The organism is Streptomonospora sediminis (genome assembly GCF_054778995.1).
In genome coordinates this window covers 19,005-33,400 of sequence record NZ_BAAGYZ010000069.1, presented here as the reverse complement: position 1 = coordinate 33,400, position 14,396 = coordinate 19,005, and the positions used below count along the sequence as shown (strand labels likewise).

Genomic DNA, 14,396 nt, shown 5'->3' with positions numbered 1-14,396 from the left:
CCTTCGATCTCACAGTGCGTCTCGCAGTATGTCGAGCAGGGCGGACCGGTCCGGTTGCCGTATGCGCGCAGCCAGCAGGTCGCCTGCTTCGGGCAGGTCCGCAGCGGAAAGCCCAAGGTCGCGCAGGCGGATCTCCGCGCCTACGTCCCGCAGCAGAGCGCCGATGGCGTCGGCGGCATCGGTTGCGCCGACGGTGCCCAGCGCTGCGGCCATTTCGCCGGCGGCCTCCGGATGCCGCCGCTGGAAGTGGCGCAGGACGTGCGGCAGCAGAGCGGTATGGGTCTCGGCGTGCGGCAGGTCGTAGCGTCCGCCGATCACATGGGCGATGGTGTGCTGCATGGCCGAACCGGCGATCGCGAAAGCAGTGCCGGCCAGGTAGGAGCCGTAGGAGAGCCGGTAGCGGGCGTCCGGATCCGCTGGGGCCGCGGCGGTCGCACGCAGCCCGGTCTCCAGCGCGCGTAGGCCGCCGGCCGCCAGGGAGGCGGATAGCGGGTTCGCGCCGGGTGCCGCGAACCCGGCGAAGCAGTGGGCGAGTGCGTTCGCCGCGCTCGGCGCGGTCACGTGCCAAGGCAGAGTCGTGGCGAGCAGCGGGTCGTAGATCACCGTCCGCGGGAGGACGAGATCGGATCGGCCCGTGCGCTTGGTCCTGCCGTCGGTCCGCCCGTGGACCGGCGTGACCTCCGAACCGGCATAGGTGGTCGGCACGGCGATGATCGGCAGGGCGGTTTCGAGCGCGACGGCCTTGGCCAGGCCGGTGGTGGAGCCGCCGCCGATGCACAGCAGTCCGTCCGCTTCGGCCCCGCGGGCGCAGGCGACGGCGTTGTCGATCGCCGCCGACGGCACGTGGCGGCGGATCGTGCCCGTATGCGCCGCGATACGGCCGCCGGCCGCTTCCAGGAGCTGAGCACGGTCGCGGCGCTCGCGGTCGGTGGCGAGCAGGAGCAACCTGCGCAGCCCGAGCCGATCGAGCTCGCCGGCGAGCCGCCGCGCAGCGATACCGGTTCCGAAGACGACTCTCGGGCCGGCCGGCGTGTACTCGAAGTCACCGCCGCGCATAACGGGACACCTTGTCCTCGTCAAGGGCCACGCCGAGTCCCGGGCCGTGCTCCAGCCGTAGCTCTCCGACCCGTCCGCCGGCGCTATTCCCGTCGACGATGTCGTCGCTCAGCAACCGGGGGCCGAAGAGTTCGGTGCCAGCGGTGAGCCCGGCGGTGGAGCAGTACACGTGCGCGGCCGCCGCCGTGCCCACCGAGGTTTCGATGGCCGTGCCGCCGTAGCAGGCGATGCCGGCGGCCTCGGCGATCGCGGAGATGCGCCGGACCGCCCCGATGCCGCCGCTCTTGCCCAACTTGAGGGCGAAAACGTCGGCCGCGTGCGCTTCGGCCAGCCGCTGCGCGTCGTGGGGGGTCCGCAGTGCCTCGTCCGCCATGATGACGGTGTCCGCACGGTCCCTTAGCCGGGCCAGCCCGGCTACATTCCACGCTGGCAGCGGCTGTTCGACCAGGCCCACGCCCGCCGCGGACAGCTCAGGAAGCCACCGCGAAGCGGTCGGTTCGTCCCAGGCCCCGTTGAGGTCGACGGCGACATCCGCCCGGTCCCGCAATGCCTCGGCGATCTCGACGATCCGGGCGGTGTCCTCGCCCGGAGGCGACGCACCCATCTTGAGCTTGAACGATCGCCGGCCCAGCGCCAACTCGTCGGCGGCCTCGGCCAGTACCTGGGGAGCCGGGTCGGCCCCCAGAGCCCAGGTCACCGGAAGGATGTCGCGATGCGCCCCGCCGAGCAGCCGGTGCAACGGCAGCCCGGTGGCCTTGCCGCAGGCGTCCCAGACCGCCATCTCGATCGCGGCCTTGGCGAACGGTGCACCCGATACGAACCGGTTCAACCGGTGCCCGAGATAGTCGGCGCGCAGTGCGTCCTCACCCACGAGAAGCGGTGCGAGGTAACCCTGGACGAGGGCCTGCATGCCTTCGATGGACTCCCCGCCCCACCACGGTCCGCCGGGGACGACGCCCTCGCCGATGCCGGTGATCCCGCCGTCGGTCCGCACACGGACGAGCAGGACCGCTTGGGTGTCGACGCTCTGCACGGAGAACCGGTGCGGTCTGCGCAGGGGAAGGTCGAGGACTGTCGTCTCGACCGCCTTGATCAGGAGGGAACCGCCCGCCTGCGCCGTTGCCGGGACGGCTTCCGGTGCGCGGCTCATGTCAGGATCCCGCCTGTCCGGACCGCGGCTGCAGGACGAAGTCGTAGCGGGCTTCCACCCCGGTGTCGGTCTTGACGGGTTCGAGCACGAGGCCGTCCCGCACGGCGTTGGCTACGTCGCTGTCGAGGTAGTCGCCGCCCTCGAAGTACAGCTGCGAGGTCAACTCCTGGCAGCCGGGATGGCGGAGCTTGAGGTGCAGGTGGGCGGGGCGGAAGAAGTGCCGTCCCAAAGCGTTGAGCACGGTGCCGGTCGGCCCGTTCTTCGGGATCTCATAGGGCGGGGGGAGCAGTGTGGCGACTTCGAACGAACCGTCGGGCGCCGATTGGAACCTGCCGCGCAGGTTCCAATCGGGGATTCCCGGATGGATGTTGGAGTACAACCCGTCCGCGTCGGCGTGCCACAGGTCCAGCTCCGCGCCGGCCAGCGGGTTGCCCTCCACATCGGACACGGTCCCTCGGAAGGTCAGCGGAACGCCGTCCTGGTCCGGCGAGTGGGGCATGGTGTAGGGCGGACCGGGCAGCTGCGGTGCGCCGGGGACATAGAAGGGCCCCTCGATCGCTGCCACACTGCTGCCCTGGCGGGCCGCGTTGCCGACGTCGGTGGCCTCGGCTTCGAGGAAGACGTCGAACAGCAGGCTCTCTTCGCCCGCCTGCACGCTGGCGATGATCAGCTCGGTGGCGAGGCGGTATTCGTCGTGGCTGATGCGGTGCTTGTGGATGAACTCCTGCAGCAGCCGCTCAAGGTCCTCGATGATCAAAACAGCGCGATCAGACATCATTCCACCATTCCGGCCGCTGTCGCGGCCTTGTCTTCGGCCAGTTGCCGGGCCGCTTCGGCTCTGCCCCAGCTACCGGGGAGCAGTACCACTGAGACCACCGAGACCGCGGACACCGCCAGCAGGTAGAGCACAAGCGAGGTACTCGTCCCGGTTGCCGCGTAAAGTGCGGCGGCGATGGTCGGCGCGAATGCGGACCCGGCTACCTGCGAGAGGGTGTAACCGATGGACGCTCCGCTGTAGCGGATGTCCACGTCGAATACGAGCGTCACCAGCGAACCGGTCACACCCGCTGCCGGCGCCATCGCCACCCCGAACACCAGGATCTGCGCCGACAAGAAGAGCAGCGGTTCGCCGGAGTCGATCATGGCGAACGCAGGGCCGGTCGCGGCGGCCATGGCGAGAACGCCGGTCAAGTACACCGACTTGCGTCCGAGCCGGTCCGACAACCGTCCGAACACCGGGTAAAGCACCGTGGCGACCACCGCGGCCAGGCACACCGAAAGCAAAACGTAGGTCCGGTCGATGTGGACGGCCGTCGTCGCGTAAGACACCAGATAGGCGACGAAGATGTAGGCGTAAACGCCTTGGCTCAGGTAGGTGCCTGCGACGAGCAGGATCTCCTTCCAGTGCCGGCGCAGTGCGTCCAGGACCGGAATCCGCGCGACCGCGTGCTCACGCTGGACCTGGGCGAAGGCGGGGCTCTCGGCAACCGTCAACCGCACCACGAGACCGACGATGAGCAGCAGTGCGCTGAAAACGAACGGCAGCCGCCAACCCCACGCCAGGAACTGGTCTTGGGGCAACAGGCCGACCGCGAGGAACGCCAGCGTCGCGATGCAGGTTCCCAGGGGGGCGCCCATCATGGAGAACGAGCCGAAGAGGCCCTTCTTCTCGGCCGGAGCGTGCTCCACCGACATCAGAGTCGCCCCGCCCCACTCGCCGCCGACCGCTACGCCCTGCACCATCCGCAGCAGGGTCAGCAAGACAGGGGCCAGCACGCCGATCCGGTCGTAGCCCGGCAGCAGGCCCATGAGGACGGTCGCCCCGCCCATACCGACCAGTGAAATCACCAGCATCCGCTTGCGGCCCAGCTTGTCCCCGTAGTGCCCGAAGACGATTCCGCCGAGCGGACGGGCCAGGAAGCCGACACCGAACGTCGCGAACGACAGCAGGATCCCGGTCGCAGCGGATGCGTCGGGGAAGAACAGCGCGGGGAAGACCAGCGCCGCCGCAGTGCCGTAGATGAAGAAGTCGTAGTACTCGATGGTGGTGCCGACGAGGCTCGCCAGCCCGACTCGCCGCGGTGCTGCCGACGAGTCGGCATCACGAGCATCGATGGGCATCCGGACCTCCATTGGATGGATCGGATCAGATAGCGTACGATATGCGTATGAAATAACCGCATTGCGAATGAATGTCGCCACAGTTTAAGCTAAGGCCTACCGATGTCAAGGGAGTCAGATGAGTGCTGTGGAGCGGCGTGATCACCTGCAGACGCTGGAACGCGGGCTGGCCGTCATTTCGGCCTTCAGCGACACGAGCGACTGGCTGAGTCTCACCGACCTGGCGAAGGCGACCGGACTCACCAAGCCCACAGTGCGGCGCATCCTGCTGACACTCGAGTCCCTCGGGTACGCCCGCAGCGATGGCAACCGCTTCGCACTGACACCGAAGGTGCTCGGTCTCGGCTACGCCTACCTGTCGTCACTCGACCTCACCCGGGTCGCCGCACCGCTGCTGGAGGCACTGACCGAACGACTCGGCCTGGGCACCTCGTTGGCGACACTCGACGGGTCCGATGTCGTGTATGTGCACCGCGTGCAGCGTCACCGGGTCACGAGCATCAACCTCGCAGTGGGCACCCGGTTGCCGGCGCATGCGACGTCCATGGGGCACGTCCTGCTCGCCGACCTCACTGAGGACGCGGTTGAGCGGTACCTCGCGCAGGCGCCTTTGCACGCCCTCACGGAACGCACGGTCACTGACCCGTCAGCGTTGCGCGAGCGGATCCGCCTGGTGCGCGAGCGCGGGTGGGACGTGGTCGACCAGGAGTTGGAGACCGGCCGGCGGTCGGCGGCGGCGCCGGTGCGCGACGCGGGCGGGCAGGTGATCGCCGCGCTGTCCCTGTCGTGCGGCGCCGCCGAGCGCACCGTGCGCCAGATAGCCGAAGACCTGACGCCGCCGCTTTGCCAGACGGCGGCCGACATCAGCGACCTGCTGGGCGGCAACCGCTACTCGACTCAGCCAGAGGAGGCCCGGTGAACTTCGGTGCCCTGCCGTCCTATGCGGAACTGCTGCAGCGTACGGATGCCCCTCCCGGTTCAGCATGGTCGTTGTTCGGCCCCGGCGATCAACTCGGTACCCTGAACCTGCTCCGCTCGCAGCCCTTGACCGCCGCCGCGGCGGAGGTCCGCGATGGCGCAGCGTTCTCGCTCGACCTGCCGTCCGACGTCATCACACCGTCGCTCGCGCCCACCCGGAATCCGGCCGAACACCACATCTTCGAGCGAACCCCCTACCACCGCGACGAGTGGCTCGACCGGTTCTATCCGCAGTACGGCTCGCAGATCGACGGCCTGCGGCACCTGGCCCACCCCGATCACGGCTTCTACAACAACGCGGAGCCCGCCAGGTTCGTGCCCGGGGACCCCGAACTCAGCATCCACCATTTCAGCGCTGCTCCCATCGCCGGCCGCGGAGTCCTTCTTGACGTGGGGCGCCACCTGCACGAGCAGGGGAGGCCCATCGACCACTTCGGGGGGCAGGCTGTCACAGTGGACGACCTGGAGCAGACCCTCGCCGCGCAGGGCACCGACATCCGGCAGGGAGACATCCTGCTCATCCGGTTCGGGTGGCTGGAGTGGTACCGGACGGTCGCGACCCCCGGTATTCGCGCGTCCATGGCCGATCGGCTAGTCCATCCCGGACTGCTGCAGTCGCACGACCTGGTCGGTTGGCTGTGGGACCGGCGAATCAGCATGGTCGCCGGCGACAACTTCGCCTTGGAATGCTGGCCCGCGGCCCCCGAAAGCCCGTTCTACGCCGCGGACGAAGGGTCCGGCGCATCCCGGGATCCCCACGCCGGGATCATGCACCGCGCACTGATCGCGCTGCTCGGCATGCCCATAGGCGAACTATGGGACCTTGACGCACTCGCCTCCATCTGCGCCCGCGACGGCCGGTACACCTGCCTCCTCACCGTCTCCCCGCTTCCGGTCGTCGGTGGCGTCGGATCGCCCGCCAACGCCATGGCCCTCCGATAGCCGCACATCGCGGGGTACGCGCCAGCGGCACCGGATTCGGGGTCATCTTCCTGATCCGTCTCATCCCGTCCGTCCACTACAGGCAGCACGCGGCGCGTCGAGGCGTAGTGGAGGCCGGACGAGTCCTTGCCGCCGTCGGCGCGGGGAGGCGTTGAACCGGCCAGAGGTCGCTGAACAGGGAAAGTTCACCCCTGGGTCGGCCGCAGTCCAGCCTCGGGTCGACGGCGTTGTCCATGATCCGACAGCGGCCCCCGGGCGACGGGGGTACCGCCCGAACCCGACGCAAGACCAGGAGAGAATCCCGATGACCGAGGAACCGGAGACCAGCACCGCACCGCAAGCCGGCCGGACGGACCGACGCGGATTCCTGCGCGGCGTCGGCCTGGTCAGCGCCGGAGTCATCGGCACCGCCTCCGCGGCAGCGGCCGCCGGCACCAACCCGGCACATGCCGCGGCCGGCGATGGCGGCAACGCCCGCGACCACCGGCCGCGCGGCGGCTACCTCTGGCTGGCGGGCGACCACCATCTGCACAGCCAGTACAGCAACGACGCCATGTTCCGTATCGACGACCAGGCCCGCCGCGCCGTCGCCGGGGGACTGGACTGGATCGTCATCACCGACCACGGCAACGAGCCCTTCGCGGCACACAGCATCAAGCCCCAGCGGAAGGACATCGTCGCGGCTCGGGAGCGGTACGGCGACGACCTGCTGATCTTCAACGGCTTGGAGTGGAACATCCCGGCCGGTGAGCACACCACCCTGATGATGGCCCCCGGCGAGGCCGAGGCCGAGGTCCTGCAGGAGTTCGTCGACAGCTACGACGCCAAGGTGGTCGACGCCCGCGACGGAACGCCCGAGCACGAGGCTCTGGCGGTGGAGGCGCTGCAGTTCCTCAAAGGCACCGTCGAGTCCGGGCGGCTGGACGATGTCCTCGTGCTGCCGAACCACCCCGCCCGCAAGGGCATCGACTCTCCGGCGGAACTGCGTGCCTGGCAGGACGCGGCCCCCGATGTCGTGATCGGCTTCGAAGGCGCCCCCGGCCACCAGGCCGCCGCCCTGCCCGCCGGGATGGCGCGCGGGCGCGGCCTCTACGACGGCGGCCCCGGCGAGCACTCTTTCCCCGGCTACCCCGAGGACAGCTACCGCACGTGGGGCGGCTTCGACTGGATGACCGCCACCGTCGGCGGACCATGGGACAGCCTGCTGTCCGAAGGCCGCAAATGGTGGATTACCACCACATCCGACGGCCACCAGGGCTGCGGCGACTGGGTGAAGAACCCGGTCGACCCGCTGAACCAGACCGGCTACTCGCACCTGCCCTACAACGACGACGGCGACACCTTCGACTCCACCGGGGTCTACCCGCCACCCGTCGGCGCAGGCCGCCCCGTGGCCGAGTACAGCTCCTTCCCGCCCGGGGCTTACAACAAGACCTGGGTCGGCGCGGCCGAGAACACCCACCGCGCGGTGATGGAGGCGATGCGGGCCGGCAGGATGTGGGTCTGCTTCGGCGACTTGATCGCCGAACTCGAGATGACGCTGCATGTCGCGGGACGCGGCGGCGGCCGGCGCCACCGCGCCGGCCTGGGCGAGACCCTTGAGGTGCGGCCCAAAACCACGGTGGAACTGACCATCGGCATCACGCCCGCCGACCGCGTCAACCACGCCGGGTTGCTCCCGAAGCTGGCGCGGGTGGACCTGATCGCAGGCAGGATCACCGGGCCGGCCGACGACCCCGACACCCTCTACGCCCCGGAGACGAAGGTGGTCGAGTCCTGGGACACCGGCGACCGGAAGGGGCACTTCGAGCTGGCCTACAGCTTCGACGTCGAGCAGGACACCTACCTGCGTGTGCGCGGAACCGATGGCAAACGCAGCAGTCCCGGCTACCGCGGCGCCGATGTCGACCCGGCCGGGCCGGCCCTCGACGTGCCCGGGGAGGTCAACCCCTGGGAGGACCTCTGGTTCTACACCAACCCGGTCTTCGCCGTAACGCGTCGCTGACCAAAGGGGGTGCTGTAGGCCGTGGCCGACCGCGCCCTCGTTGGCGAAGGTGGTGGGATCTCAGGGGGTGGGGCCGGGCCCCTGGTCGGTGGAGAGGGCGAACAGGTTCAGCCGGCAGGAGTTCATGGCCCACGGCAGCATCCGGGCGAGCAACGGCATCCCCCAGCGGTAGCGCGGAGGCCAGGTCCGGGCGGTCTCGGGGCGAGGCGTCGCGAAGGTGCGGCTGTCGAGCAGGCGCACCGACCCTGCAGAAATGCCCGGATTTCGCAGCTGAGACGGTCATTTCTACATGATCATCAACGGGAGCAGAGCCAGCTGCGTTCGAACAGTCCGCCGCAGAAGGCGTTTGTTGCCCTGCAACGGCGGACCGGTCCGCGACCCGCTCAGCCCTCGGCGCCGGTGTTCGCCCTCTTGCGCAGATGGGCCCGCCAGGTCATGGCCCAGCGCGCGGGATCCTCCATCGCTTCGTGATCGATGCGGTGCACCGCCTGGTTGTGAGGCGCGGTCTTGACGATTTCGGGGTCGGAGTACGCTTCGTCGGAAATCCGGGCGAGCACCGCGACCCACGCGTCGAGTGCCTCCTTGCCGTACATCTCACCGGCCTCGGGCGTGAACGGTTCGGGGACGAGCCACGGTTCATGGCTGGTCCACATGGCGTCCACGCCGAAGTCGGTCATGCGGTTCTGGACGTCATGGACGCCCACCCCGGTCTCCTCCTTCATGCCGGCCAGGCTGTAGCGCGTCATCTCCAGCCGCGGGCCGGCCGCGTCGGGGTGCGAACGGGTGACGCCGCGGATGGCGAGCAGGCCCCGCTCCATGTAGTTGTTGGCGAGGACGGAGATGTCGGACGCCTCGGCCACACCCTCCGCCCCCATGGCGCGGATCCAGGCGTAGGCCTTCAGCACCACGGGCACGTTGCCCCAGAACTCGCGGATCTTGCCGCAGCTCTTGGGCCGGTCGTGGTCGAGGTGGTACCGGTCACCGTCGTGGGCGACGACCGGAGTCGGCACGAAGGGCGCGAGTTCCGCCGAGCAGCCGTAGGCACCGACCGCCGGTCCCCCCACTCCGCTCTTGGGAGCGCCGAAGGTCTTGTGGAGCATGAACATGCAGGCGTCAAAGCCGATCTCGCGGGCCCGGATCTTGCTCATCATGCCGTTGAAGTTGGCGCTGTCGTAGAAGCACAGGCCACCCGCCTCGTGCACCACCCGTACCCACTCGCGCATCTCCGGGTTGTACACACCCATGTCGTCCGGGTTGTTGACCATGAGGGCGGCCGTCCGGTCCGACACCGCGGCCTTCAGGGCGTCCAGGGAGGGGTGGCCGTCCTCGCCGAGCATCAGGGTGATGACCTTGAAGCCCGCGGCGGCGGCGGTCGCGGCGTTCGAAGGGTGGGTTTGGATCGTGGTGATGATCTCGTCGCGCTGTTCCAGTTCTCCGCGGGACGCGTGGTAGGCACGCGTCACGGCGCAGCTGGTGTACGCGGCGTCGGCACCGCCGCCGGCCTGGAAGATGAACTGGTCCATGCCGGACATCTCGCGCAGGATGGTGTCGAACCGGTGCACGATCTCAAGGGTTCCCTGCAGGGTGTCGTCGTCCTGGTAGGGATGTACCTCCGTGACCTCGGGACGCCAGGCGACCGCCTCGTTCACCTGCGGGTTGTACTTCATCGTGCAGGTGCCGAAGAGGCTGACGCCCATCATGCCGAGCGTCTGCTGCGACAGCCGCAAGTAGTGGTAGAGCGCCTCGGGCTCCGAGACCTCGGGCAGGGACGGCCTGTCATGTCGCCGCAGAGCGGCGGGGACCAGGTCGGCGGCGTCTCCCACCTCGGCGCGCACCGCCTCCTCGGCTTCGGGCACGGCGAGGCCGCGGCGGCCGGGATGGCCCATCTCCATGATGACGGGTTCGTTCCACACCGGGGCGTGGTATTCGCGCAGTTCGGCGCTCATCGTGCTACTACCTCCGAGAGGGCGTCGACCAGACGCAGCAGGTCGGCTTGGGTGTGTACTTCGGTGACGCAGAACAGGGCACTCTGCCCGAGCTCGGGGAAGTCACGCGAGAGATCCTTGCCTCCGAAGATCCCGTGTGCGCGCAGCTCCCGGTTGATGTCGGCGACGCTGCGCCCCGTGCCGGTGAAGTCCACGACGAACTCCTTGAAGAAGCCCGACGGGAAGGCCACGCGCACGCCTTCGATCGTGGCGATGCGCCGCGCGGCGTAGTGGGCACGTTGCAAGATCAGCTCGCCCACGTCCTTGAAGCCCGCGGGACCCATCAGCGCCATGTAGACGGCGTTGGCGATGGCCCATATGTAGACCGAGTGGCCGGTCCAGTCCTTGCCGTTCTCACGCAGGCCATAGGACGTCTGCCCGAACAAGGCGAGACCGAAGCCGTACTCGCCTTCCTTCGCCGTGTCCGTGACGCTGACGAACAGCGTCGGGTACTGGCGGGCGTAGGGTTCCTCGTCGCGTGAGGCGATAAAACCGCCCACGCCGCCTCCCGTATGCATGTGCACGCCGAGGGGTTGGGTGGTGCCAACGACGATGTCGGCTCCGTAGTCGACGGGCGCCGCCAGCACACCGAGCGAGATCGGATCGACGCCGACGATCGTCTCGGCGCCGGCGGCGTGTGCGATGGCGGCGATCTCCGCCCCCTGATGCTCGATCACGCCGAGGTAGGAGGGGGTCTCGAAGTAGACCGCGGCCGTCCGCTCCCCGACGACCTCACGCAGGTCATCGAGGTCCATCAGCCCCGTCGTCGGATCGAACCCGACGAGGCGGACCGTGATGTGGCTCGGCATCTCGACCGGTTCGCAGTAGTTGCGGATGACCGAGAGCCGCTCGGGGTCGATCGCCCGAACCACCGCAACCTCGTCCCTCCCGGTGATGCGCGAGGCCATCCGGATCGCGTGCCCGGCGGCGACTCCCCAACTGCGGACCGGCATGCCGACCAGATCCATCGTGAGCAGTTCACCGAGCTGACTGCAGAACTCGAACCACGCCTGGTTGCGTCCATGATCGGAACTCGGTTCGCCGGACACCGAGGTGAGCCATTCGTTGCGGCGAACCACCTCGTCGACGGCCGCGGGCACGTGGTGCTGCCAGCATCCGGCGCCGAGGAAATTGAGATACTGCTCGGTGGTCCGGTTCTTCGACAGCGTGCCGATGAGGTGGCGTCGAAGTTCGCTCTCGGACAGCGCGGGAGGAAGATCGAGCGGATACGAGAGGCGGTGCTCGGTCGGGACCTGGTCGAACAGTTCCTCCACGGAACCTGCGCCGATCGCGTCCAGCATCTCCTGCTTGATCGCCGGTACGGAGTTGGCCATGTACGGGTGGGCCGTATTTTCCTTCAACAGGTTCCCCCTGGTATCGGTTTCTCTCAGGTAAGCGCGTCGTTCCGGCGGCGAGGCGCGCGCCGGATCGACCGGTCAGGTACGCACGTTGAACATGACGCTGCGGCCCGGCCCGGTGTGCAGCGGCAGGTAGCCGACGAGCATCGCGTCGACTTCCGCGTCACCGGTGTCGACGCGCAGGCTTCCCGCCTCAAGGGCGATGAGCTTGTCCATCGGAGCGACCACGTCGATGCCCCCGCGGCCGACCCTCCGGATGACCTCGGCACTGATCTGCTGGTTACCGCGCCCGAACAGGAAGCCCTGGCCGCCGAGCACGCCGACCACGATGCGGGTCTGGCGCCCATTCATGAGGCCGAGCAGCGCCTGTTCATCGAGGTCGGAACCGACGAGCGCGCCGTCCAGCACGGCGTCGACACCGAGCAGTGTGGAGGGCAAACCGAGCGCGTCCATGACGCGTCGCATGGTGGTGCCGGGGCCCACGATGTAGAGGACTCCCTTCCGCATCCGCGCCGCGACGCGTTGGCAAGCCGCTTCCAGTTCCGCATCGTCACCCGCCCGGGATCCCGCTTTGGCGTTCTGCGCGAGATGGCGCTCATACGGACTGCGGGCGTAGCCGTGCAGGCGCGCCGAGAGCCTGTCCTCGCGGAAAGCGGTCTCGTCGAGGTCCATGACCTCGGCATCCCGCAACCGGGCCGCGGGACCGCCGGCGAGGAACAGGGCCGCGAGGCTGCCCGCGCCTTCGGGGCTCGCGCCGAATACCGCCGAGTGCATCTTCACCCCCGCCGGGATGCCGAGCACCGGAACGCGGTCGCCGACGGCACTGAGGATGTCGCGTGCCGTGCCATCCCCGCCCGCGAACAGCAGGAGGTCGACCGCCGAGCCCACCATGGCCTCGGCTGCTCCTCTGGTGTCGGCGGGTCCGCCGGAACTTCGCGCCGCCCGGCGCAGGACGACGGGCTCCAGGCCGGCGGTCAGCGCACTGTGCTCGCCCAGGTCGCCGGCTCCGGTCACGAGGCCGAAGGGTGTCTTGGAGGCCGTGAGCCGGGTGAGCGCGCGAACGGCCCGCCCACCCGACAGCGGACGCGCGCCCCGCCGTTTCGCCTCTTCGAGGATTTCCGGTCCGTCGGTTCCTTTGAGCCCCACGCTGCCGCCCATGCCCGCGAGCGGATTGACGATCAGGCCGAGTGTCCTGCCCGCCCGATGCCTTTCGGCCCTGGCACCAGGGGAATGCTCCGGTGCCGCCGCCGCTGCCCCGGCGACACCGACCACCCCATGGTCCCGGTCCGGATAAGCCGACATACGTTCGAACTCCTCCTCGCAGATCACGAGAGTCTTCTCGGCGGGGAAGCGTGCCACCGCGAGAACTCAGAATGGTGTGCCGCCGCCTAATAGGCGGTCGAGCGCGTGGGGCCGCGTTCCCCATCCGGCCCGTCGACGGGCCGCCGCACGTCGGCGGCGAACCGGCCGCGCTGGGGGACGCCGGTCCATCGGGCCTTGCCTTGAGAGCCAACCAGCACTGAGCGGCGAAGTGAAACAAAACCTTGGCCGGCACCTACGCCCAGGAGTTGTTAATCGGCGCAATGCGCAGCGCAACGCGGCCCAACACGCCGAACGCTGAGATGCCGACACACGTGTTCGCGAGGAGCCGCCGGGGCCGCGTGCTCAGAACTCCTCGAGGACGCCGGTCGCGGTCTCGATCCGCGACACCAGGTCCGTCTCCCGGTCCTGAACCTCGACCGCCGTGGCACGAAACGCCTCGATCAGCGGTGTCGCGGGCCCCCGCCACGCCAGCACCAGCTCTGAACCGGCGACATCGGTGATCGGCCGGTACACGATCGACGGACGAGGGGCGAATCGGGACATGCTGATCGTCGTGACCGTGATCGCCTCTCCGGACGCGACCTTCTCCAGTTCCGCTTCCATCGAACCGACCATGGGCCCGACGTGCGGGAGCGACCGTTCATCGAGCCCGGTGTCGCGCAGCGTCCAGAACCTGGACCATGCCCTGTCGTTTGTGCACGGCGCGAGAATCCGCTCACCGACAAGATCGTCCAGTGTCACGGATCGAGCGGCCGCCAGGGGATGATTCCGGTCGACACCGATGGCGCGCGGTTCGACGAACATCCGCTCGACGTGGAGGCCGGGGCATTCGATCGGCGGCCGCACGAACGCGATGTCGGTCGTGTTCGAGTACAGGCCGCAAGACGGGTCGCCCCATTGGAACGACTCCAGTTCGATGGCCACCGAGGGATAGCGCGCGCGAAAGGCGCGGAGGATCGGCGCATTGAGCTCGAGCAGCGAGGATACGCTGAAACCTATCCGGAGCGGTCCCTGGAACCTGTCACGGGTCGCGCGAGCGGCCCGCGCGCCCTCATCCAGCGCGTCGAGTGCCGTGCGAGCGCCGCGAAGAAACAGCTCTCCGGCGTCGGTCAAGGCGACCGACCGCGTGGTGCGCACCAGGAGTTGCACCCCGACCTGCTCCTCCAGTTCGGCGATGCTGCGGCTGAGCCCTTGCTGCGAGATGTGCAGGGTCGCGGCCGCGTGCGTGAAATGCAGCTCATCGGCGAGGGTCACAAAGTGCCACAACCGGCGGGTATGGACGTCCACATCGTCAAAGCTAGACCGCGGGCAGGCGTTCCACAACGCGTGGCAGCGGACGCTCCCAACGAGTGCGGGGTCGCGCCCGGCGCGGGCGACAGGCCTACGCGATCATTGCCGGCCCCCGCAGCGACCTGCGCGGATGAGCGCGGCTCGCCGGAGCCGCCGGCGGTCCGCGATGGCCCCGGCGCGGGGGAGCC

General features: G+C 69.0%; 12 protein-coding genes. 3 read left to right on the top strand and 9 right to left on the bottom strand.

Annotation, left to right across the window (positions count from 1 at the left end; all coding sequences use genetic code 11):
* Nucleotides 1-9: 9 nt before the first annotated feature.
* Genes ACYVD5_RS13825 through ACYVD5_RS13810 form a run of 4 tightly spaced genes read right to left on the bottom strand, consistent with a single transcriptional unit; the run spans nucleotide 10 to nucleotide 4,327 of the window.
* Entirely contained in the window at nucleotides 10-1,056 is a 1,047-nt protein-coding gene (locus ACYVD5_RS13825; protein WP_461001426.1) for an iron-containing alcohol dehydrogenase, read from the bottom strand.
* Nucleotides 1,043-2,206, bottom strand: a complete 1,164-nt coding sequence (locus ACYVD5_RS13820; protein WP_461001425.1) for a muconate/chloromuconate family cycloisomerase — start codon at nucleotides 2,204-2,206, stop codon at nucleotides 1,043-1,045. The genes ACYVD5_RS13825 and ACYVD5_RS13820 overlap by 14 nt, the downstream gene beginning before the upstream one ends.
* Before the next feature lies 1 nt (nucleotide 2,207).
* Nucleotides 2,208-2,984, bottom strand: a complete 777-nt coding sequence (locus tag ACYVD5_RS13815; protein WP_461001424.1) for a dioxygenase family protein — start codon at nucleotides 2,982-2,984, stop codon at nucleotides 2,208-2,210.
* Nucleotides 2,981-4,327, bottom strand: a complete 1,347-nt coding sequence (locus ACYVD5_RS13810; RefSeq protein WP_461001423.1) for an MFS transporter — start codon at nucleotides 4,325-4,327, stop codon at nucleotides 2,981-2,983. The genes ACYVD5_RS13815 and ACYVD5_RS13810 overlap by 4 nt, the downstream gene beginning before the upstream one ends.
* Before the next feature lie 118 nt (nucleotides 4,328-4,445).
* On the opposite strand from ACYVD5_RS13810, the gene ACYVD5_RS13805 reads away from it, so the two are divergent.
* From ACYVD5_RS13805 to ACYVD5_RS13795, 3 genes are all read left to right on the top strand, one after another.
* Nucleotides 4,446-5,246, top strand: coding sequence for an IclR family transcriptional regulator domain-containing protein (locus ACYVD5_RS13805; RefSeq protein ID WP_461001422.1), 801 nt, complete (start codon nucleotides 4,446-4,448; stop codon nucleotides 5,244-5,246).
* On the top strand, nucleotides 5,243-6,247 hold the full coding sequence (locus tag ACYVD5_RS13800) for a cyclase family protein (protein WP_461001421.1): 1,005 nt from the start codon (nucleotides 5,243-5,245) through the stop codon (nucleotides 6,245-6,247). Before ACYVD5_RS13805 ends, ACYVD5_RS13800 begins: the two co-directional genes overlap by 4 nt.
* Nucleotides 6,248-6,551: 304 nt before the next feature.
* Nucleotides 6,552-8,252 carry a PHP domain-containing protein gene (locus tag ACYVD5_RS13795; RefSeq protein WP_461001420.1) on the top strand — a complete coding sequence of 567 codons (1,701 nt, stop codon included), beginning with the start codon at nucleotides 6,552-6,554 and terminating at the stop codon, nucleotides 8,250-8,252.
* 60 nt (nucleotides 8,253-8,312) lie between these two features.
* Here ACYVD5_RS13795 and ACYVD5_RS13790 read toward each other — a convergent pair whose 3' ends face one another.
* The 5 genes from ACYVD5_RS13790 to ACYVD5_RS13770 all read right to left on the bottom strand — a co-directional run bounded on the left by ACYVD5_RS13790 (nucleotide 8,313) and on the right by ACYVD5_RS13770 (nucleotide 14,205).
* The gene (locus tag ACYVD5_RS13790) at nucleotides 8,313-8,492 is read right to left on the bottom strand and encodes a hypothetical protein (protein WP_461001419.1); all 180 of its coding nucleotides are present in this window, start codon (nucleotides 8,490-8,492) and stop codon (nucleotides 8,313-8,315) included.
* 143 nt (nucleotides 8,493-8,635) lie between these two features.
* Nucleotides 8,636-10,198 carry an aminomethyl-transferring glycine dehydrogenase subunit GcvPB gene (gcvPB, locus tag ACYVD5_RS13785; RefSeq protein WP_461001418.1) on the bottom strand — a complete coding sequence of 521 codons (1,563 nt, stop codon included), beginning with the start codon at nucleotides 10,196-10,198 and terminating at the stop codon, nucleotides 8,636-8,638.
* Nucleotides 10,195-11,571: an aminomethyl-transferring glycine dehydrogenase subunit GcvPA gene (gene gcvPA, locus ACYVD5_RS13780; RefSeq protein ID WP_461001417.1), complete on the bottom strand. Its 1,377-nt coding sequence runs from the start codon at nucleotides 11,569-11,571 to the stop codon at nucleotides 10,195-10,197. Before gcvPA ends, gcvPB begins: the two co-directional genes overlap by 4 nt.
* A 102-nt stretch (nucleotides 11,572-11,673) precedes the next feature.
* Nucleotides 11,674-12,954 (bottom strand): ATP-NAD kinase family protein, encoded by a 1,281-nt coding sequence (locus tag ACYVD5_RS13775; protein ID WP_461001416.1) that lies wholly within the window; start codon nucleotides 12,952-12,954, stop codon nucleotides 11,674-11,676.
* A 306-nt stretch (nucleotides 12,955-13,260) separates the two neighbouring features.
* Nucleotides 13,261-14,205, bottom strand: a complete 945-nt coding sequence (locus ACYVD5_RS13770) for a LysR family transcriptional regulator (protein WP_461001415.1) — start codon at nucleotides 14,203-14,205, stop codon at nucleotides 13,261-13,263.
* Between the last annotated feature and the right edge of the window lie 191 nt (nucleotides 14,206-14,396).

Coding starts and splice junctions, on each gene's coding strand:
- gcvPB (WP_461001418.1), bottom strand. CDS start 10,198: ATGAGCGCCGAACTGCGCGAATACCACGCCCCGGTGTGGAACGAACCC.
- ACYVD5_RS13815 (WP_461001424.1), bottom strand. CDS start 2,984: ATGATGTCTGATCGCGCTGTTTTGATCATCGAGGACCTTGAGCGGCTG.
- ACYVD5_RS13795 (WP_461001420.1), top strand. CDS start 6,552: ATGACCGAGGAACCGGAGACCAGCACCGCACCGCAAGCCGGCCGGACG.
- ACYVD5_RS13805 (WP_461001422.1), top strand. CDS start 4,446: ATGAGTGCTGTGGAGCGGCGTGATCACCTGCAGACGCTGGAACGCGGG.
- gcvPA (WP_461001417.1), bottom strand. CDS start 11,571: ATGGCCAACTCCGTACCGGCGATCAAGCAGGAGATGCTGGACGCGATC.
- ACYVD5_RS13810 (WP_461001423.1), bottom strand. CDS start 4,327: ATGCCCATCGATGCTCGTGATGCCGACTCGTCGGCAGCACCGCGGCGA.
- ACYVD5_RS13825 (WP_461001426.1), bottom strand. CDS start 1,056: ATGCGCGGCGGTGACTTCGAGTACACGCCGGCCGGCCCGAGAGTCGTC.
- ACYVD5_RS13820 (WP_461001425.1), bottom strand. CDS start 2,206: ATGAGCCGCGCACCGGAAGCCGTCCCGGCAACGGCGCAGGCGGGCGGT.